The organism is Streptomyces sp. NPDC107471, assembly GCF_055582845.1.
Window position 1 is genome coordinate 124075 of record NZ_JBVJPC010000011.1, and the last position, 19749, is coordinate 143823.

The 19749-nt window shown below is 68.2% G+C and carries 17 protein-coding genes; 11 read left to right on the plus strand and 6 right to left on the minus strand.

What is annotated here, in order from left to right; translation table 11 throughout:
- Positions 1–345 precede the first annotated feature (345 nt).
- Entirely contained in the window at positions 346–837 is a 492-nt protein-coding gene (locus ACZ66S_RS32400) for a hypothetical protein (RefSeq protein WP_469905118.1), read from the minus strand.
- Entirely contained in the window at positions 834–3323 is a 2490-nt protein-coding gene (locus ACZ66S_RS32405; protein ID WP_469905119.1) for a molybdopterin oxidoreductase family protein, read from the minus strand. The genes ACZ66S_RS32400 and ACZ66S_RS32405 overlap by 4 nt, the downstream gene beginning before the upstream one ends.
- A gap of 489 nt (positions 3324–3812) precedes the next feature.
- Here ACZ66S_RS32405 and ACZ66S_RS32410 point away from each other — a divergent pair, with 489 nt between their 5' ends.
- The 3 genes from ACZ66S_RS32410 to ACZ66S_RS32420 all read left to right on the plus strand — a co-directional run bounded on the left by ACZ66S_RS32410 (position 3813) and on the right by ACZ66S_RS32420 (position 4887).
- Positions 3813–4115, plus strand: coding sequence for an ANTAR domain-containing protein (locus tag ACZ66S_RS32410; RefSeq protein ID WP_469905120.1), 303 nt, complete (start codon positions 3813–3815; stop codon positions 4113–4115).
- 185 nt (positions 4116–4300) lie between these two features.
- Complete coding sequence (locus ACZ66S_RS32415) at positions 4301–4507, plus strand: hypothetical protein (protein WP_469905121.1); 207 nt, start codon at positions 4301–4303, stop codon at positions 4505–4507.
- Positions 4504–4887, plus strand: coding sequence for a hypothetical protein (locus tag ACZ66S_RS32420; protein ID WP_469905122.1), 384 nt, complete (start codon positions 4504–4506; stop codon positions 4885–4887). The genes ACZ66S_RS32415 and ACZ66S_RS32420 overlap by 4 nt, the downstream gene beginning before the upstream one ends.
- Before the next feature lie 18 nt (positions 4888–4905).
- Here ACZ66S_RS32420 and ACZ66S_RS32425 read toward each other — a convergent pair whose 3' ends face one another.
- The 4 genes from ACZ66S_RS32425 to ACZ66S_RS32440 form a co-directional block, all read right to left on the minus strand.
- The gene (locus ACZ66S_RS32425) at positions 4906–5496 is read right to left on the minus strand and encodes a YrhB domain-containing protein (protein ID WP_469905123.1); all 591 of its coding nucleotides are present in this window, start codon (positions 5494–5496) and stop codon (positions 4906–4908) included.
- A gap of 233 nt (positions 5497–5729) precedes the next feature.
- Entirely contained in the window at positions 5730–6725 is a 996-nt protein-coding gene (locus ACZ66S_RS32430) for an SLAC1 family transporter (protein WP_469905124.1), read from the minus strand.
- A 227-nt stretch (positions 6726–6952) separates the two neighbouring features.
- A complete protein-coding gene (locus ACZ66S_RS32435) occupies positions 6953–7411 on the minus strand; it encodes a MarR family winged helix-turn-helix transcriptional regulator (protein ID WP_469905125.1) in 459 nt (152 codons plus the stop codon).
- A gap of 218 nt (positions 7412–7629) precedes the next feature.
- Positions 7630–7959, minus strand: a complete 330-nt coding sequence (locus tag ACZ66S_RS32440; protein WP_469905126.1) for an alcohol dehydrogenase catalytic domain-containing protein — start codon at positions 7957–7959, stop codon at positions 7630–7632.
- 328 nt (positions 7960–8287) lie between these two features.
- On the opposite strand from ACZ66S_RS32440, the gene ACZ66S_RS32445 reads away from it, so the two are divergent.
- From ACZ66S_RS32445 to ACZ66S_RS32480, 8 genes are all read left to right on the plus strand, one after another.
- Positions 8288–8914 (plus strand): isochorismatase family protein, encoded by a 627-nt coding sequence (locus ACZ66S_RS32445; protein WP_469905127.1) that lies wholly within the window; start codon positions 8288–8290, stop codon positions 8912–8914.
- A 115-nt stretch (positions 8915–9029) separates the two neighbouring features.
- Positions 9030–10208 carry an alpha/beta hydrolase family protein gene (locus tag ACZ66S_RS32450; RefSeq protein WP_469905128.1) on the plus strand — a complete coding sequence of 393 codons (1179 nt, stop codon included), beginning with the start codon at positions 9030–9032 and terminating at the stop codon, positions 10206–10208.
- Between the two features lie 936 nt (positions 10209–11144).
- Positions 11145–12560: an extracellular solute-binding protein gene (locus tag ACZ66S_RS32455; protein ID WP_469905129.1), complete on the plus strand. Its 1416-nt coding sequence runs from the start codon at positions 11145–11147 to the stop codon at positions 12558–12560.
- A gap of 74 nt (positions 12561–12634) precedes the next feature.
- On the plus strand, positions 12635–13594 hold the full coding sequence (locus ACZ66S_RS32460; protein ID WP_469905130.1) for a carbohydrate ABC transporter permease: 960 nt from the start codon (positions 12635–12637) through the stop codon (positions 13592–13594).
- A 14-nt stretch (positions 13595–13608) separates the two neighbouring features.
- Complete coding sequence (locus ACZ66S_RS32465) at positions 13609–14484, plus strand: carbohydrate ABC transporter permease (protein ID WP_469905131.1); 876 nt, start codon at positions 13609–13611, stop codon at positions 14482–14484.
- A 123-nt stretch (positions 14485–14607) separates the two neighbouring features.
- Entirely contained in the window at positions 14608–16212 is a 1605-nt protein-coding gene (locus ACZ66S_RS32470; protein WP_469905132.1) for a glycoside hydrolase family 13 protein, read from the plus strand.
- Positions 16213–16366: 154 nt separating this feature from the next.
- Entirely contained in the window at positions 16367–18400 is a 2034-nt protein-coding gene (locus tag ACZ66S_RS32475; RefSeq protein WP_469905133.1) for a glycosyl hydrolase family 28-related protein, read from the plus strand.
- 127 nt (positions 18401–18527) lie between these two features.
- Positions 18528–19538 (plus strand): LacI family DNA-binding transcriptional regulator, encoded by a 1011-nt coding sequence (locus tag ACZ66S_RS32480; protein ID WP_469905134.1) that lies wholly within the window; start codon positions 18528–18530, stop codon positions 19536–19538.
- The last annotated feature ends 211 nt before the right edge of the window (positions 19539–19749 follow it).

The following is a 19749-nucleotide window of genomic DNA, read 5'->3' on the forward strand; positions in this document are numbered from 1 at the left end:
TCAACTACCTCGCAGTCTGCCGGGATGTCGAACCCAGCCGACTCGACGCCGATGATCCGGCCACCCTCCACGAGCACAAGCCCCGCATCCCGCACCAGGCTGCGGCCGTCAAAAACCTGTGCCGCCCGAAGAGCCAGCATGGCGTTCCTCCCGCTCTTCGCCATCCTCGATGCCTCGCCAGCGTGCAGCGCACTTCGATGTTGCCACCAGCAGGGGCCCCAGGTGGCGCCGAACCCGGGCGCCATGCCCATCACGACAACACCGGGTACTGCCGGCGACGACGTACGTCCCGCCTCACCCCAGGTCAGCGACGGGCGCTGAGCGGCGAAGCGGAGACCGGGGTCCTCAGAGACTGGTCAGGATCTGCGGAGACAGGGTCTTGATCATCGTGTTGGTCCAGCGCATCTGCCGCAGCGTCTGCGGGTGGCATGACGTAGCGAGTGCCAGGAGGCGGTCGTCTTTGCCGGCCTGTGCCGCCTGGGCGAGCATCTCCCAGTGCAGCGAGTTCTCGGTCGCCGCCAGATGCAGCTCCCGCAGGTCGCGCAGCAGAAGCAGCCCGGGCTCGGGCCGGTGGCTCATGGCTTCCGCCGCCTTCTCTCTCAGTGCCCCCAGGACACCGCAGTCGGACGGGCCGGACCGCTCACCGAGCTTCACTCCGTAGTGCTGGCCGGTGTCGGCCAGCATCTGGACGTGTTCGCGGGACCACAGGGCCAGGTCGGTGGCTACGTGGTGGATCTCGTGCTCGGTGGCATGACGTTCGGCGACCGTCACCAGATGCCGGGCGAGATGTTTCTCGCCGTGGTGCAGCACCCGCAGGGTCAAGGTGATGCCGCTCACCGGCTTCCCTCCTCGCGTCCATGCCATGGGGTGGCGTCGGACTGCGTCACACTCGCCGCAGCCCCGCCCGCCGTTGCGGGAACGCCGCCGCTTCGGGACGGCGCGGAGGCGGTGGTGGTCGGAGCGGGGGCAGTCCGGCCGTCACCGCGTTCGACGAGGGTGAGAGCGGCCGCGGCAACCTTGAACAACGGCTGCTTCGACACCGGATCCCAGTCGCTGATGGTCGTCTCGTTCGCGGCACGCCCGGGCGTCTCCTCGTCGGGGCCGTGACCGGCCCGGGTGTCCCAGTAGCCGTAGTGGAACGGCACGAACAGCAGTCCCCGCCGGATGTCGGTGACCCGGACCCGCCCCCGCAACGCGCCGCGCGGCGTCGAGACCTCCACCAGATCGCCCTCGGTCAGCCCCCGCTCCTCCGCGTCGGCCGCGGAAACCTCCACCCATACGTCGGGCGCGGCCGCGTTGAGTTGCGGGGCACGGCCGGTCTTGGTCCGCGTGTGGAAGTGGTAGATCGTCCGCCCGGTGGTGAGCTGGTACGGGTATTCCGCACTGGGCGCCTCATGGGGCGGCACATAGGCGGCAGCCTTGATCATCGCCTTGCCGTCCGGATTCAGGGAGCGGTACTCCACGACACTGTCCGAGGCACCAGTGACCAGGTCCTTGCCGTACGTCTCACACTTGTCCGGATGCGCCCAGACGATGCCGTCGGTGTAGAGACGGTCGGTACCGTCGGGTGCGTCCTCGGTGCACGGCCACTGGATACCGGTGGGACCGCGCAGTTTGTCGTAGGAGAGGCCCGTGTAGTCGCACGGCCGGCCGGCGCTGCACCGTTTCCACGCCTCGAACGCCGACTCCGCGTCACGCCAGTGGACCAGGGGGCCGCCGTCCTTGTCACGGAAGTCCATCCGCCGGGCGTAGTCGAGGAAGATGTCCAGGTCCGGCTTGGCCTCGCCCGGGGGGTCGACGGCCTTGTCGGACAAGTGCACGGTGCGGTCGGCGTTCGTGAATGTGCCGGTCTTCTCCCCCCAGGTCGCGGCGGGCAGTACGACGTCGGCCGTCTGGGCGGTCTCGGTCAGGAACAAGTCCTGCACGACGACGAACAGCCGTTCCTGGGAGAGGATCGAGCGGATCCGGGACAGCTCGGGCAAGGAGACGGCAGGGTTGGTGCCGCTGATCCACAGCATGCGGATCGAGCCTTGTTCGGCGTAGCGGAACATCTGCATCGCGTGGGTAGGGGGCCCGTAATGCGGGATCTGCTCGGGTTCGACGTTCCAGACCTTCGCAAGGTCCGCCACATGTTCGTCGTTCTCCCAGTTCCTGAAGCCCGGCAGGTCGCCGTTGGCACCGCACTCCCGGGTGTTCTGGGCCGTGGGCTGGCCGTTCATCTGGAGCACGCCCGCCCCTGGTCGGCCGAGCATGCCGCGGATGAGGTGGATGTTGTTGATCTGCACCGCGGCCGCAGTGGCCTGGTGGGACTGGTAGACACCCTGCAGAACCGTCGACAGCAGCCGTTCCGCCGAACCGATGATCTCCGCCGCTTCGCCGATGCGCGCGGCCGGAACATCACAGATGCCGGCGGCCCACTCGGGCGTGCACTCCGCGATCCGGGCCTCCAGCTCCGCGAAGCCCACGGTGTGCGCGTCGATGTAGGCGTGATCGACTCGGCCGGTGCGGATGATCTCGTGCAACAGCGCGTTGAGCAGCGCCACGTTCGTGCCGCCACGGGGAGCGAGGTGCACCGCGGCCCTGCGCGCCACCTGAGTCGGCCGAGGATCCACACAGACAAGGCGGGGTGGATCAGCGCCGTCGAGCCGGTCCAGGATGCGCATCCACTGCACCGGTTGCGTCTCGGCCAGGTTATGGCCGTACAACGCGATGACATCCGCGTGATCGACGTCGTCGTAGCTTCCGGGCTGGCCGTCGCAACCGAAGGACTCCTTGAGGGCCTCGGCGGCGGTGGAGGTACACAGCCTGGTGTTGCCGTCCAGGTGATTCGTGCCGATGCCGGCACGGGCCAGCACGGCCAGCGTGTAGTACTCCTCGAGGAACAACTGGCCGCTGGTGTAGAAGCCGATCGAACCGGGGCCCTTCTCCTGCAGAAGAGTCCGGGAACGGGACACGATCCGGTCCATCGCCGTCGCCCAGTCGGTCTCGACCAGGCGTCCCTCCACTCGGACGAGCGGCCGGGTCAGCCGGTCGGGAGAGGCGTTGGCCTGCCAGCCGAACAGGTCCTTCGGACCGAGGCGCCCATGGTTCACCCGGTCCTGCGCGCGTCCCCGGACGCCGACCATCCGGCCGTCCACGACCGCGATGTCCATCGCGTCACCGTCGGAATGCAGAATCGACGCCGTCTGCACCCACCGCTGGACGTCACCCGGCGCGACACCCTCCTCGAGGTGCGTGTCCACTCGCGCGGGCCACACCTCGTCCCGCCCATATGGAGTACGACCGCCCCACGGCTGCGCGATGCGATCCACCGAGGCATCCATGCCGGACCTCCTCCACCACAGCCAGCACCTGCCGCGCCGACCGCATCATCGGTACCCGCCCTCGCGTACCTGTAACGGCGGTGGCATTCCCCGGCGCCCTGCCCCTCCGTCAGTGGGTGCGCTGTGGCGTCTTCACTGCGTCGATGTGGGAGAAAGCGAGCTCCCGCCCGGCGTGCTCCGGCTGTCCCAACCGACCGTCCAGGAAGCATTGCGCCCAAGAGAGCCCGGCAGTAAGCCGCGCTTCGCCTGGATGAAGTGGGCTACCCGAGCTCACGACCCCTGTGCCCTCGCTTCGTCTCCCTGCATCCGCTTCCTTGTCACCAAGGGCGTCACGATGCGGCACCCGTGCTGCGTGCCACGGCCAACGGATACATGCTGGGTACACCGTGTGCCGACTGGAGTGAAGGACAGGCGTAGGCCATGCGACCTCCCCCACGACATCGCCTCCCCCGCGGGCAGGCAGCAGACCGAGGCGACGAGTACCGCCAGTTGTTCGACCCCGCCGCGGAACTGCTGAAAGAGCGTGATCACCTCAAACGCGCGATGAAGAGCCGTCCCGTGATCGACATGGCCCGCGGCGTGCTGATGGCAGGCTACGGCTGCCATCCGGACCAGGCGTGGGACATCCTGCTGACCGTCTCCCAGCACACCAACACGAAACTCCACGCCGTCGCCGAGGCCATCACCCAAGCCGCCACCGGGACGCGCATGCCCAAACTCCTGCAAGAACACCTGGCGACGGCCGTCAAGGACTGGCAGCAGGCCACACGTGAAAACGGATCACCCGGGTAATGCGATGCCTGCCAGGGAAGGGCCGAACACCTGGAGAGGTCGTACTGGCCCTTCCTGCACTTCCCGCACCCGAGATCGGCGCCCCCCTCGATTCGGGAGTGTGCCGTCAAACGTCATAAGGCCCGGTGACCCACTCTTCCGCAGCGTGGTACCCCTCCCGGTACCAAGCGAGGTACCTTGAGTGCATGCCTGCACTCAACGTGGAATTCAGCGAAGAAGAGATGGCTCGCCTTCGTGAGCGAGCGGCTTTGACGGGACGGAGTCTGAAGCAGCACGTGCACGACGTGACGGTGGAGGAGGCCGACAGGCTCGCCTTCGTGGAAGGGGCCGTGGCCGAAGCCTCGCGCATCCTGCCCGGCGTGGCGGCACGCTTCCCTGAAGGACAGCGGTGAGCCCGATCATCCGCGTCGACGTCGGCTGGGTGCTGCAGATCCAGTCGGCGATCTCCCCGCTGAACGTGCCCATCGCGGACTGGGGCGCCCTCGGGTTCATGGCCGACCGGCACAAGTTCGAACGGGAGCGGGGCGCCCTGTACTACGAAGAGCCTGCCTCCCGAGCCGCGACCTTTCTGCACACCGCACTGCTGCTTCGGCCCTTCACCGACTACAACCTGGTCATCGGCTGGGCTTGCGCCAGCCAGTACATGCACGTCTCCGGCCAGCCGCTCCAGGCCAAGGACGACGAGCTGTACGACCTCGCCCAGGCGGTCCGCACCCAGGAAGCCGACCTGCGCACGATCGCCCAGCGCCTGGAGTCCTGGCGCAGCGAGTGACGCCTGCCGACTCTCCGGTCATCCCGTAGGGCTTTGATCGGCTCGGATTGCCGAGCCGCCTCTCACAACGGTCGTCACCCCGAGTACGGGGTCGAAGGGCTCCACGAGTTCCTTGGTGGCAACAGCGACGAGGCGGGCGGGTGCATCACCCTTCAGCAGGGCGCTCACATACTCGATGGCTTCTGCGGGCGAGAAGCGCGGCAGCCTGCTGCGCAGTTTCCGCACAGCAGGCATCCGTCCGCGCGCTGTAGCGGCTGTGCGGAGCGCATCGTGCAGGTCATCTACCGCGGTGCGAAGCGGCAGCCCGCGTATCCGGGCCCGGTAGTCGGTCTCCCACTTACCTGTGCTCGCGGAGACGACGCCGATGCTGTGCAGTCCCCCGTCGACGCGGTCGACCAGGTACGGCCCATTGCCGACCAGCATGTCCTCGAACTTCCGGGTCCGCACGAACTTCTCGGACTGCCAGTCGACGATCCACACCAGCTCGTGCTCCTCAACGCTGAGCACAGCCATCCGCACCGCTTCTGTGCCGACAACAGCCCGCCAGCGCTGATAGTCGAGCTCCAGTTGCTCCTCGACAGCCTGTACGGCGGCATCGCGCTCAATCACGTGTGCAGCATCCCGTGCCAGCCTGGGTTTCGGCTACTGCCCGCCTCTGGCGAGACTACGGTGATGGCGGTAGCGCCGCTGCCGCTCCTGATAGCTGTTCAAGGCCAACGTTCGTCATGTACCGCCTGGCCCTCGCCGCCGACAGAATTCCGCGCCGCAAGCGGCCACTGGTCGGCATCGCGGTTTCCGCCTCAGTGGTGGCTCACTCGCTCCGTTTCTGGCGGAGGAGTACCTCAGGCCGCCTCGTCGGACGGTGAGGCGATCGTGACCGCGGCTGGGGTTCGGGGAAGGAACGTACGCCTGACCAGGCCCAGTACGGTCCGGGTTGCGAGCGCCGTGAACGCCAGCGTGGCGATCGCCAGAGCAAGATAGGTCAAGGCCTCTTGGCCGGCGACTCGCTTTGCGTCCAGCCAGTGCACACCGTTGGTGAAGACCGCCGCATAAGAGAAGGCGAATGCCCAGTATCCGGGCCCGAAAGGCGCACGGCGGTACGTACTCACCAGGCAGACCTGCACGAGGACCATCAGGAGCGCGTATCCACCAAGGATCTCCGCCCCGAGATCGGCCTTTCCTCCGTTGATGGCGAACCATGCGTTGCCGGCCACGACCGGCGGAGCGACCTCGATCGCGATTGTCGGTAGCAGTGGAGGAGGCAGCATGGGCTGCGTGAAGAGGCGGAGCAGGAGAATGGAGCCAAGAACGAACCAGCAGACCATCCCGTATCCGAGCATCAGGTGCGACAGGGTTGTCCATCCCAGTGCAGAGCTACAGGCAGCGGCGATGAGGCCTCCTGCGACGGTGGGCAGGAAGTATCCGGGATGCCACTGCCTCAGTTCGAGGTCCGCACGGATCCAAAGGCTGGTCAGCCACGATCCCAGCACGATGGTCAGCACGAGGCTGACCGCGAAGACGGCCTCTCCGGCTGTTCGTGCGTGAGGTGCAAGGCCTACTCCCAAGAGCATGGGAACAATGGCGATGAGCGCGGTGAACGGACCGGTCGTAGGATCGGCCATCTCCGTGCGGAGTCGCCCCTGCGCGATCGTGTTGCGCAGATAGGCGAACAGCGTCACAAGCCAGATCGCTGCTGCCAGGATCCACAGAGCGTATGACGGCCAGGCCGGTGCCGCGATGGTGTCCGTCGCGGTGCTCCAGACCTGGGCGAGGCCCGCTGTACCGAAGCCGATACCGAAGAGGTTAGGGGTAAGTCGGTAGGGAGATCTGTTTCTCATTGTGTCTCACTTCGATCCGGCCGTCCGGCCTCTGCTGATTCTTTTTCGTCATGACATTCGACGCAGCCTGAAGCCGACCAAAAATCGCATATCCCCTGACTGCCCAGCCAGTCCGGAGGTTCGTCGTGCGCTGTTGCCGCGCACGACCAGCTTCGAATTCTGCGCGATTGTGGCCGGCGGACGCATGTTGTACCGAGAGCGGGTCTCATGCGGGGCCCCTGGAAGTTCTAGGAAATGTCGGGGTGGCGTTGGTTTTCGACCACGTCAAGGAAGACGCGTTTGAATTCCGCGTACACGTCCGCCCCGAGACGAGCTGCGTGACGATCCTGCATCTGCGCCATGATCGTGTCCGCTGCCGCCATTTGAGCCCGGCCTCGCTGCGTCGGGTACACGAGCTTGGCGCGCCGGTCGGCGGGGTCGCTCCGCCTTTCGACGTAACCAAGGTCGGTGAGCTCGTCAATCAGGGTGCCGATGACCTGCTTGTGCTGCCCTGACCTGCGGGCCAACTCCGTCGCCCGGATGCCGGATTCCTGGATGTAAGCCAGAACGGCTCCGTGCCGCGGCTTGAGGTCGTCGAAGCCAAAGCTTTGAAGGCGGGAAAAGAGCTCGGCCTGGACAGCGAACAGCAACCGTCCGGCCAGCACTCCGAGGTCTGGCTCGGCGATGTTCCGCTCCGTCCGACTCACTCTGTTTTCTCCTTCGCCGTGACTGGCCATCGACCCGGTTGCCAAGTCTTGAGATTCTAGCGGCATGACATCGAGGGGAAACGCGAGCCATACCCGGTCGCATTTACGGATGCTCCTTTCGATGTTTTGGCTGGGTTTGTCGTCGTTCGCAGCGTGCCGCGGGTGCTCGTGTTAGTCACCTGGCATCCGCATCGACCGTCGGGGGTGCGTCCGACAAATTACACGTGCAACATCAACCGGCCTGTAGTCGGGCTCCGGCGGCGATATGCCTCCAGGTGCGTAGGACCCCAGTCATGTGCGCCGGTAACGGCGCCTCCGGCGCCCACGGCCGCCGCTGTGCGCTCGACCACGCCGGCCCCCTCATGACCGAGGACCCCGGCGAGCGGGAACGGGAAGTCGCCGTTCCGAGCGGCCAGATCGGCGTGGCACATACCGGCGGCCTGCACCCGCACCAGGATCTCATCGCGTCGTGGTTCCTGGACTTCGATCGGGCGGAGCACGAACTGTGCACCCCTGCGGTCCACCACGGCTGCCGTGGGCTGAGGCATCCGCTCTCTTCCTTTCCGCCCAGCGTTCGGCCGGACCGCGATGTCTCGGTCCACGCGCGCGCTCGTGTCACGGCCGGGCGAGGGCGCGCAGTGGGCCGTTCGACCCAGCCATCAGTCACTAGGACTGATAGTCACGATTCTTTACTACTGACTCTATGGCCATCACGCCCGATGCGCAAGAAGGCCGCTGCGGCAACCGAACTGGTCCAGCGTGAGGGGTGGTTGCGGGCGGCGCACGACCGCGCTAGCGTCAAGTAGTCACCAATCTTGACTGTCACTGAACATGTCTAATCAACGTGTTCAGGTTCCGAGAGGAAGTACCGGCGGCATGACCACCGAGAACAAGTTCCACGAGTTCCTGACCTCCGAGAACGCGGCGCTGGTCTTCGTCGACCACCAGGTCGCGCTCTACAGCGGAGTGCGGGACACGAGCTTGCTGGAGCTGAAGCACAACGTGGCGGCTCTCGCCAGGGCCGCGCGCGTTCTGGGTCTGCCGACCGTGGTCACCACCACGGCGGCGGACAGCATGTGGGGCCCGCTCGTTCCCGAACTGGCCGAGGCGCTCCCGCGCGACCTGGAGGTCATCGACCGCAGCTCGGTCAACGCGTGGCACGACAGTCGTGTGCGGGACCGGATCAAGGCCACCGGGCGCAAGAAGCTGATCTTCACGGGCATCTCGCTGGAGGTCTGCGCATCCCTGCCCGCGATCGCCGCCACCGCCGAGGGCTACGACGCCTACGTCGCGCTCGACGCCTCCGGCACCTTCTCCGACGCCAAGCGGGAGGCCGGCCTCGTCCGGCTCCAGCAGTCCGGTGTCATCGTCAGCGACTACGCCACGCTGATGGTGGAGATCCTCGCGAACAACGCTGCCCCGGAGGCCGGGGAACTCTACGGTGCGCTGGACATGCCCTTCGCCACCTTGGTCGGCCAGATCTCGTCCGCTTACACCAAATAGCGGCCCGCCCGCTCGGCGGGCGGCCCCTGCCCCTCCAGAAGAACCGCACACGCAACCAACATTCGCGGCCACCTTCCTCCGAGGTGATCAGCGACCTACCGACCAGGAGCTCTCCGTGTCCGTCATTGAGTTGACCACGTTCGTCGTCGCGCCGGACAAGACGTCCGAGATGCTCGCGGCGCGTAGTGACATGCTCGCGGCCTTCCGCACGGACCGCCGCGGTTTCCTCGGGGCGCGGCTCGTGCGCGTCGACGACAACACGTGGCTGGACATCGTCGAGTGGACGGACGCGCGGGCGTACGACGACTCCAGCGCCAAAGGCGGCAACCTTCCGGAAATCGCCGCCTTCTTCGGCACCATCGAGAAGTTGGTGAGCGCCCGCAGCGGCGTCCGCTACGACGACGCCGAGGACGGCCGCCGCACAGTGCGGACCATTGCCTACGGCTCCGAGCCTTCGCAGACGGGTGAGCTCTACCTACCGGCGGGAGACGGCCCGTTCCCGGTCGTCGTCCTCATCCACGGCGGCTGGTGGACGGCCATGTTCGACCGTAGGCAGGCGGTCCCCCTCGCACAGGACCTGGTTGCACGGGGTTTCGCGGTGTGGAACGTCGACCACCGGAGCATCGGCGAGCCCGGCGGTGGCTGGCCCGGAACCTTCGAGGACGTCGCCGCCGCCGTCGACGCGGTGGTCGGGCTCGATCCAGCCGTCGACTCCCGTCGGGTCCTGGTGGTCGGCCACTCCGCCGGAGGCCACCTGGCCACGTGGACGGCTCATCGCTCCAGCCTGCCGGACGACGCCCCCGGCGCCCACCCCAAGGTCAGGCCGCTCGGTGTCGTCAGCCTCGCCGGCGTACTGGACTTGGTGGCAGCGGACGACGAGCAGCTCGGCACCGTGCTCGCGGACCCGGACGCCGAACCACCGGCCGGTGCCCCGGCACCCGCCCGCCCTGACGTGTGGCCCGGCGTCGCAGCCCGAGTGGGCGAAGGCATCACACCCCTGCTGCTGGGCGGGCATGTCTCCGAAGTCCCCGACCGATACGCCGCGACTTCTCCGGCCCTGATGGAGAACGGGGACGTGCCGGTGCTCGTGGTCCACGGAACCGAGGACGAAGTCATTCCCGCCTCCCACAGCCGTAACTACGCCGAGGCGGCGACCGCCAAGGGCGCGGAGGTCACCTTCGTCCCCTCACCCGGTGCCGGTCACTTCGAGGTGATCGACCCCGACGGTCACGCCTGGGGAGTCGCCGTGGAGTGGCTGGGGCAACGCCTGGCTGCGGCGCAGGCCAACGGCTGAGGCGCGACAAGGCGGCTCCGATCCGGCACTAGGACCAGCGGCACCAGGTCCAGCGGCGCCGGCTCGGAGTGAACGCCGGCCGCACCAGATGCCGACGCCCTGGACAGACAGATGTGGCCCTGGCCGGGTCCCGAAGAACCCCGGTCAGGGCCGCAGCCGTACTTGTGGGAGTGAAGGGCGGTCGCCTACGCGGCGAAAGGCTCTGCGGGGCTTCAGCCGAACGATCGTCCCCGCAGGCAATAGGTGAGGCCCGGGGACACTGTCCCCTTCACTCCCAGGCCTCCCACAACCAGCCCACCCCGTCAGGCATTCCCCACCGCCGAGGCCGCCCTCTGTGCGCCGCCGTATCGCCAACCGGCCTGCCACGCACGGCATGGCGGCGAAGTCATCGCCTCGACGGATGACCCAGGGGTTGCCGTACCGCTTCAGGGGAACGTCGGCGCCCCCGACCCGAGCGGAGTGGGTGAGACCGACCCGGCCTTCAAGGGCATCCGCATCTCCATCAAGCACTTGCGGCGACTGTCACGGAATTTGCGGACGTGGACCGGCCCTCCTGCGGCAGCCGGGCAAAGCGACCGGTCCTGCTCCTGACGCATCGGCGACAGACCGCAGGGGACAGCCGTCGCAGGCAACGCAATGCGGGAGACGAGGCGTCACCCGGCCGCCCCGCTTCCGCTTTGCCACCGCTACCAGCGGTGCACCGACGCCCTCGAACTCCCCGGCCCGCCCCCTCGCGGTACAGGTTCCAGGCACCCCCGCCGCACCCCCGCCTTGCATCTCTGACGGCTAGTCGACGCTCCAATGTCGAGCAATTACAAAATTGACGCGCAATCTTGCGCTACCTTGTCAGTGGTGGTTGAGTGTGGCCCGCCCCACAACGCACCCGAGCACAGTCGGTGGGGCCTCCTCCACGTCATGCCCGAAGGGGACCCACCCATGAGAGTTGCCCGGTTCCGTCGTACGCGTCGCGCCAGCGCGGTCGCCCTTGTCTCCGCGCTCACCCTGACCGCCCTGGCCGCCTGCGGCACCAGCAGCAGCAGTGACGACGGCGACGGCTCCAAGGGGAGCGGAGCGAGCGACCCGTCCGCCCCGCTGGACCCCAAGACGAAGGTGACCATCACCATCGACTGCATGCCTCCCACGGCGAAGGCGGCCGAGCTGAAGGAGTGGAAGGAGGACGTCGCCGAGTTCAACAAGACGTACCCCAACGTCACCATCGAGGGGCGTTCCACTCCCGGTCAGTGTCTGGAGCCCGCCCGGTTCACGGCCATGCTGAAGGCCAAGTCGCAACCGGACGTCTTCTACACGTACTTCACCGACCTGGACCAGGTGCTCTCCGAGAACGGCGCCGCCGACATCAGCGCCTACGTCAGCGACAAGTCGGTGCCGGCGCTGAAAGACATCGACCCCAACGTGCTCGGCCAGCTCAAGAAGGACGGCAAGCTCTACGGTCTGCCCACCAGCAACTACACGATGGGCCTGCTCATCAACCGCAAGCTGTTCAAGCAGGCAGGCCTCGACCCCGACAGCCCGCCGCGCACCTGGGACGAGGTCCGTTCCGCCGCCAAGAAGATCGCCGGCCTGGGCAACGGCGTCGCCGGATTCGGTGAGTACAGCGCGGGCAACACCGGCGGCTGGCACTTCACCGCCCAGCTCTACAGCCGGGGCGGGAACATCGTCGACGCGAGCGGCAAGAAGGCCGCCTTCAACGACACCCTCGGCAAGCAGGTCGCCGAGAACCTCCACGCCATGCGCTGGGAGGACGACAGCATGGGCAAGACCCAGTTGCTGAAGTGGGGCGACCTCCAGAAGCAGATCGCCACCGACAAGCTCGGCATGTACCTCGCCGCCCCGGACGACATCGCGTACATGGTCCAGCAACTCGGCGCCAAGTACGAGAACTTCGGCATGGGCCCGATCCCCGGTGGACAGAGCACCCTCGCCGGCGGCAACAACTACATGATCAAGCAGGGCATCTCCGGCGACAAGATCAAGGCCGCGATCGCCTGGCTCAACTTCAAGAACCTCACCGTCGGCAAGGGCCAGTTCAACTGGGAGCGGACCAAGGCCGACGAGCTCCCGGTCGGTGTGCCGCAGCCCAACTTCTGGCTGAACGAGTCCAAGACCAAGGACGACGCCGCCCGCCAGGCGAACGCCACCATGCCGGTCACCAACTTCAAGGCGTTCATGGACAACCCGGTGCCGGGCAAGGCCGAGCCGCCGAAGGCGCAGGAGATCTACAAGGTCCTCGACAACGTCATGTCCGGCATCCTCACCAACAAGAACGCCGACGTCGACAAGTTGCTCGCCACCGCTGAGTCACAGGTCAACCAGGTCCTGGCCACCCAGTGACCGGCACGGGCGGGGCGGCCGGAAGGCGGCCCCGCCCGGCAGCAGACCCAGCAGCCCAGCACCGAGGAGCGACGATGTCGGCCCCGAGCCTGACCCCGAGCAAGGCGGGACCCTCCCGCCCTCCCGAGCCGCGCGCGGCGGGCCCATCGACCCGCGGCGGCTCCTTCGCCAACAGCCTCAGGCGCAACCTGACGGCCCACGGCTTCCTCATCGGAGCCGTGCTGTGTTTCCTGGTGTTCTCCTGGTACCCGATGATCCGGGAGTTCCTCCTCGCCTTCCAGAAGACCGAGAGCGGACAGACGACCTGGGTCGGCCTCGACAACCTCGAAACCGTCTTCAACGACCCGGCGTTCTGGCAGGCCTGGCGCAACACGCTGCTGTTCACCGTCCTCGCGCTGGTCTTCGGCTTCGCGGTGCCGTTCGTCGCCGCGGTGGTCATCAACGAGTTCCGGCACGGCCAGGGCTACCTCAGGCTGCTCGTCTACCTGCCCGTCATGCTGCCGCCCGTCGCCTCGGTCCTGCTCTTCAAATACCTCTACGACCCCGGATACGGCCTGCTCAACGAGGTGTTCGGATTCTTCGGCGTGCCCGCGCAGCAGTGGCTCCAGGATCCCGACCTGTCCATGCTCTCCGTCGTCATCGCAGCGACCTGGATGAACATGGGCGGCGCCACCCTGATCTACCTCGCCGCGCTCCAGGGCGTGCCGGGCGAACTGTACGAGGCGGCGGAACTGGACGGCGCCGGCCTGCTCCGCAAGATCTGGCACATCACCATCCCGCAGACCCGGCTCATCCTCTCGCTGATGCTGCTCATGCAGATCATCGCGACGATGCAGGTCTTCGTCGAACCCTTCCTGCTGACCGGCGGCGCCGGCCCCGAGGGCTCCACCACCACCGTCGTCTACCTGATCTACCAGTACGCCTTCAACTTCAACAATTACGGTGCCGCGGCGGCGCTCGGCCTGCTGCTCCTCGTCCTGCTCGCCGGGTTCTCGGCGCTGTACGTGAAGCTCAGCCGCGCCGAGGACAAGTAGGCCAGGGAGTCCACATGTCGACACGCACACTCATCTCGCCGGCCACCCTCGCCAGGCCGAAGGGCAAGGCCCTGTACTGGACGGTCTTCGCCGTGGTCGTCGCCGCCTTCACCCTGGCCTTCCTCGGACCGCTCTACTGGCTCGTCTCCAGCGGGTTCAAGGACACCCAGGAGGTCATCCAGACCCCGCCCACCCTGGTGCCGAAGAGCTTCACACCGGACAGCTACAGCCGGGCCTGGGACGTCATGGACCTGTCGTCCCTGCTGTTCAACACCCTGTACTACGCGTTCGGCGCGCTCGCCTTCCAGCTCGTCCTGGACGTGGCGGCCGCCTACTCACTGTCCAAGCTGCGCCCCGTCCTGGGCAAGGCGATCCTGGGCATGATGCTCGCCACGCTGATGATCCCCGCCACCGTGCTCGTCGTCCCCCAGTACCTGACGGTGCTCGACGTGCCGCTCGTGGAGCGCAACCTGCTGAACTCGCCCTGGGTGATCTGGCTGCCGTCCGTCACCAACGCCTTCAACATCTTCCTGCTGAAGCGCTTCTTCGACTCCGTACCGCAGGAACTGCTCGACGCCGCCTCCATGGACGGCGCCGGCCCGCTGCGCACCCTGTGGTCCATCGTGCTGCCGATCTCCCGTCCCATCCTGGGCGTGGTGTCGATCTTCGCGGTGGTCGGAGTCTGGAAGGACTTCCTGTGGCCGATGCTCACCCTGCCGGACCCCGCCAAGCAGACCCTCAACGTCGGTATCTACTCCCTGTCCAACAGTGTCCCCGTCAACGTGCTGATCGCGGCGCTGACCATCGCCTCGATACCGACCCTGCTGATCTTCCTGGTCTTCCAGCGCAACATCATGAGCGGCCTGACCGCCGGCGGTCTCAAGGGCTGACGGCCACCACCGCGCACCCGGCTCCGCCCCTCCCCCAAGAACCTCGCCGCCGCCCCACACCATCCGCCCCGCAGCGACCGGGGCGGCGGCGAGGCACCTCTTCCTGCCCGAAAGGACCACTCTGTGGCAGCCCCTCACGCGCCCGGCACCGACCTCTGGTGGCGCGACGCCGTCATCTACCAGGTGTACCCCCGCAGCTTCGCCGACGGCGACGGCGACGGCACCGGTGACCTCGCGGGCGTACGGGCGAGACTGCCCTACCTCGCCGAACTCGGCGTCGACGCCGTCTGGTTCACCCCGTGGTATGCCTCACCCCTCGTCGACGGCGGTTACGACGTCGCCGACTACCGCACCATCGACCCGGCCTTCGGCACCCTCGCCGAGGCCGAGAAGCTGATCGCCGAGGCCGCCGCGGCCGGTATCCGCGTCATCGTCGACATCGTCCCCAACCATGTGTCGGACCAGCACGCCTGGTTCCAGGCCGCCCTGGCCGCCGGGCCCGGCAGCCCGGAGCGGGAGCGCTTCCACTTCCGCCCCGGACGCGGCGAGAACGGGGAACTGCCCCCGAACAACTGGCCCTCCCAGTTCTCGGGCCGCACCTGGACGCGCGTCCCGGACGGCGAGTGGTACTTGCACCTGTTCACCCCCGAGCAGCCCGACCTCAACTGGGCCCACCCCGAGGTCCGCCAGGAGCACGAGGACGTGCTGCGCTTCTGGTTCGAGCGCGGTGTCGCCGGCGTGCGCATCGACTCCGCCGCGCTGCTCGCCAAGGATCCCGCGCTCGCCGACTTCGTGGAGGGCGTGGACCCCCACCCGTACATCGACCAGGACGAGCTCCACGACATCTACCGGTCCTGGCGTGCCGTCGCCGACGAGTACGGCGGCGTCTTCGTCGGCGAGGTGTGGCTGCCCGACGCCGAGCGTTTCGCACGCTATCTGCGCCCCGACGAGCTGCACACCGCGTTCAACTTCAATTTCCTCGCCTGCCCCTGGGAGCCGGGCCGGCTGCGGCGCGCCATCGACGACACCCTCGCCGAGCATGCCCCGGTCGGCGCGCCCGCGACCTGGGTGCTGTGCAACCACGACGTCACCCGCACCGTCACCCGCTACGGCCGTGACGACACCGGGTTCGACTTCGCCGCCAAGCGTTTCGGCACGCCCACTGACCTCGCTCTGGGGACGCGGCGCGCCCGGGCCGCCGCCCTGCTGACCCTGGCCCTGCCCGGCTCCGTCTACCTCTACCAGGGCGAGGAGCTGGGGCTGCCCGAGGCCGACATCCCCCTCGACCGCATCCAGGACCCCATGCACTTCCGTTCCGGCGGCGTCGACCCCGGCCGCGACGGCTGCCGGGTACCGCTGCCGTGGGAGGCGCAGGCCCCCGCTTACGGTTTCGGCACGGGGGCCGCGCCCTGGCTGCCGCAGCCCGAGGACTGGGCGCCGTACGCGGTGGACCGGCAGAGCGGTGACCCGCGGTCGATGCTGACGCTCTACCGCGAGGCGCTGCGCATCCGGCGCTCCGAGCCGGGCTTCGGCCACGGGCCGATGCAGTGGCTGCCCGCCGAGGAGGGAGTCCTGGCCTTCACCCGTCCCGGGGGGCCGATCTGCGTGGTCAACCTGTCCGAGGCACCCGTCGATCTGCCGGCGGCCGGCGAAGTGCTGTTGGCCAGCGGCCCCTTGAGCGACGGCCAACTGCCGTCGGACACGGCCGTCTGGCTGCGGGCGGCCTGACCCAAACGCCCCCGCGCGCCCCGTCGGCCGGTCGACGTCGGCCGGGCGCGCGGGCACCACACCCCGGCCCGACCCGGCTGAGACGCGCACGACTCTCCCGACCGCATCCGCAGGCGTCGTTCCACGCCCTTCCCTTCGACAGAAGCGAGTTCCGATGTCCTCCAGACGCGTCCGCGCACGCACCGGCGCAAGAACCACCGCCGTGTTCTGCGCGCTTCTCACCCTCGGATCGGCGGCAGGCACCACGGCCACCGCCGCACCCGGCGGGTCGCACGACGGCCCCGCCGCCCGTCCAGTGGTCACCCGGGCGGGGCTGGATCCGGCGCTGGTCGCCGGGCGCGGCGCGGACGTGGACTTCGACGAGCAGGAAGCCGAGAACGTCACCACGAACGGGACCGTCATCGGCCCCGACCGCACCCCGTACACGCTCGCGTCGGAGGCGTCCGGGCGCAAGGCCGTCAAACTGGCCCCCGGACAGTACGTCGAATTCGTCCTGCCGCGCGCCGCGAACGCCCTCAACCTGCGCTACAGCATCCCCGACGCACCCGGGGGCGGCGGGATCACCGCGCCCCTCGACGTGAGCCTCGACGGCCGGAACCGCGCGAGGATGACGCTCACCTCCCAGTACTCCTGGCTCTACAACCAGTACCCCTTCACCAACGATCCCGACGCCGACCTCCTGCACCCCGACTGGTGGATCGCCGAGTGCTCCTGCGTGCCGTCGGCCACCACGCCGGCCCCGCGGATCGACAAGCCGTTCCGCCCCACCCACTTCTTCGACGAGCAGCGCCTGCGCCTCGGCCGCACCTACCGTGCGGGTGACGTCGTCCGGCTGACGGTGCCCGCCGGCAGCCGCGCGGCCTGGACCGTCGTGGACCTGCTCGACACCCAGCTCGTGGGCGCGCCGAGGACCGTGCGCTCAGGCGTGGACGTGCGGACCTTCGGGGCGGACCCCAGCGGACGCCGGGACGCGGCACCCGCCATCGAGCGGGCCATCGCCTTCGCCCGCCGCACCGACCGGCCCGTCTACCTGCCGCCGGGCACCTTCCAGGTCAACCGGCACATCGAGGTCGACGACGTCACCATCGTCGGCGCGGGCAGTTGGTACACGGTCCTCAAGGGGCGCCAGGTCACCCTGGACAAGCCCGCACCCGACGGGTCCCGGCACACCGGTGTCGGGCTGTACGGCAGGAGCGCGGCGGACGGCGGCAGCCGCAACGTGCATCTGTCCGGCTTCGCGATCGAGGGCGACGTCCGGGAACGCATCGACACCGATCAGGTCAACGCGATCGGCGGAGCCCTCAGCGACTCCACCGTCAGCGGCCTGTACCTGCACCACACCAAGGTCGGAATGTGGTTCGACGGCCCCATGCGTGACCTCCGCGTCAGCGACAACGTGATCGTCGACCAGATCGCCGACGCCCTGAACTTCCACACCGGCGTGACGGGTTCGCGCGTGCACAACAACTTCGTCCGCAACACGGGCGACGACGGTCTGGCGATGTGGTCGCAGACGACGGCCGACACCGGCAACACCTTCTCCCGCAACACGGTGCAGTCCCCGACACTCGCCAACGGCATAGCGGTCTACGGGGGCCGGGACAACACCGTCAGCGGCAACCTCGTCGCCGACCCGGTGCGCGAGGGCAGCGCCCTGCACGCCGGCTCACGCTTCGGCTCCGAGCCGTTCGGCGGATACCTGCGCTTCCAGGACAACACCACCGTCCGGGCGGGCACCCTGGACCTCAACTGGCGGATCGGCCTGGGCGCCATCTGGTTCTACGCCCTGGACCGCTCCATCGACGCCGACATCCGGGTCACGGGGGACCACTACCTCGACAGCACCCACAACGCGATCATGCTCGTCAGCGAGTACGGGGTGAAGGACCTCTACGACATCCCCGCGGTGCACTTCAAGGACATCCGCGTCGACGGCACCGGCAACTCGGTCGTCAGCGCCCGTACGAAGGGGTCCGCGACCTTCGAGAACGTGGACGCGCGCAATGTCGGCGCGGTGGGCGTGAACAACTGCGGCTCCTTCAACTTCCCGGCGAGCGGGTCGGAGTTCACGCTCACCGACCTCGGCGGCAACGACGGGGGCTGGCTGGCCGACTGGCTGCTGCCGAACACCATCACCTGCGACGACCGGCCGCCGGTGGTGCCGCCGCCGGCGCCCTCGCGCTGGTGAGCGGAGGACCGTCCGCAAACGCGGCTGCGGACGGTGCGACGAGACCTGCAAGGCGAACGTCTTCGGCACGGCGAAAAATCGGCTCCCGCCGCAATTCGCTTGCGCTTTTTGCGCTAGGCTTGCGTTCATGACACGACGACTTGCTCAGGTGGCGAAGAAGGTAGGGGTCAGCGAGGCAACGGTCAGCCGTGTCCTCAACGGAAAGCCCGGTGTCTCCGAGGGGACCCGCCAGTCGGTCCTGACGGCCCTGGACGTCCTCGGATACGAGCGGCCGACCCAACTGCGCGGGGAGCGCGCGCGGCTGGTCGGCCTGGTCCTGCCCGAGCTCCAGAACCCGATCTTCCCCGCGTTCGCCGAGGTCATCGGGGGCGCACTGGCCCAGCAGGGACTGACTCCGGTGCTGTGCACGCAGACCCGCGGCGGCGTGTCGGAGGCCGACTACGTGGAGCTGCTGCTCCAGCAGCAGGTCTCCGGCGTCATCTTCGCGGGCGGCCTGTTCGCGCAGGCCGACGCCCCGCACGAGCACTACCACCAGTTGGCGGAGCGGAAGATCCCCGTCGTGCTCGTCAACGCCTCCATCGACGGGCTGGACTTCCCTTGCGTGGCGTGCGACGACGCGGTCGCGGTCGAGCAGGCCTGGCGCCACCTCGCCTCGCTGGGGCACGAGAGGATCGGCCTCGTCCTCGGCCCCCCTGACCACATGCCCTCGCGCCGCAAGCTGGCGGCCGCGCGGGTGGCCGCCGCCGCGGTCGGCACGGTCTGGGACGACGCCCTGGTGCAGCGGTCGATCTTCTCCCTGGAAGGCGGCCAAGCGGCCACCGCGCGGCTGCTGGACGCGGGTGTCACGGGCATCGTCTGCGCCAGCGACCCGCTGGCCCTGGGCGCCATCAGGGCCGCACGCCGGCGGGGGCTGTCCGTGCCCTCCGAGGTGTCGGTGGTCGGCTTCGACGACTCGGCGTTCATGACGTGCACGGAACCGCCGTTGACCACGGTGCGGCAGCCGATCGAGGCCATGGGCCGGGCGGCGGTCGACCTGCTGTGCACCCAGATCCAGGGAACCGCGGCACACCCCGGTGAGCTGCTCTTCGAGCCTGAGCTGGTGGTACGCGGTTCGACGGCCCAGCCCCCCGTCGAGTGAGCCCCGCCATCTGATCCAGCGCAGCCCCACGGCACCGGTGTCACCGCCTTCCCGGCGGTCTCGACACCGGTGCCGTCGTCGTTTCCACGACCCTGTTTTGTCGTGAACTTGACGGAACCGTTGACAAAGTCATCACGCTGGAGAAACCTGACACCTCAGCGTTGCAAGTGAGTCACAGAACTACTTAATAAATCGACTCGATGGCGCCATC

Bases quoted from the DNA above. Each gene is read 5' to 3' on its own strand.
- ACZ66S_RS32465 (WP_469905131.1), top strand. From the start codon at position 13,609: ATGTCGACACGCACACTCATCTCGCCGGCCACCCTCGCCAGGCCGAAG.
- ACZ66S_RS32475 (WP_469905133.1), top strand. From the start codon at position 16,367: ATGTCCTCCAGACGCGTCCGCGCACGCACCGGCGCAAGAACCACCGCC.
- ACZ66S_RS32480 (WP_469905134.1), top strand. From the start codon at position 18,528: ATGACACGACGACTTGCTCAGGTGGCGAAGAAGGTAGGGGTCAGCGAG.
- ACZ66S_RS32430 (WP_469905124.1), bottom strand. From the start codon at position 6,725: ATGAGAAACAGATCTCCCTACCGACTTACCCCTAACCTCTTCGGTATC.
- ACZ66S_RS32455 (WP_469905129.1), top strand. From the start codon at position 11,145: ATGAGAGTTGCCCGGTTCCGTCGTACGCGTCGCGCCAGCGCGGTCGCC.
- ACZ66S_RS32405 (WP_469905119.1), bottom strand. From the start codon at position 3,323: ATGGATGCCTCGGTGGATCGCATCGCGCAGCCGTGGGGCGGTCGTACT.
- ACZ66S_RS32445 (WP_469905127.1), top strand. From the start codon at position 8,288: ATGACCACCGAGAACAAGTTCCACGAGTTCCTGACCTCCGAGAACGCG.
- ACZ66S_RS32440 (WP_469905126.1), bottom strand. From the start codon at position 7,959: ATGCCTCAGCCCACGGCAGCCGTGGTGGACCGCAGGGGTGCACAGTTC.
- ACZ66S_RS32415 (WP_469905121.1), top strand. From the start codon at position 4,301: ATGCCTGCACTCAACGTGGAATTCAGCGAAGAAGAGATGGCTCGCCTT.
- ACZ66S_RS32460 (WP_469905130.1), top strand. From the start codon at position 12,635: ATGTCGGCCCCGAGCCTGACCCCGAGCAAGGCGGGACCCTCCCGCCCT.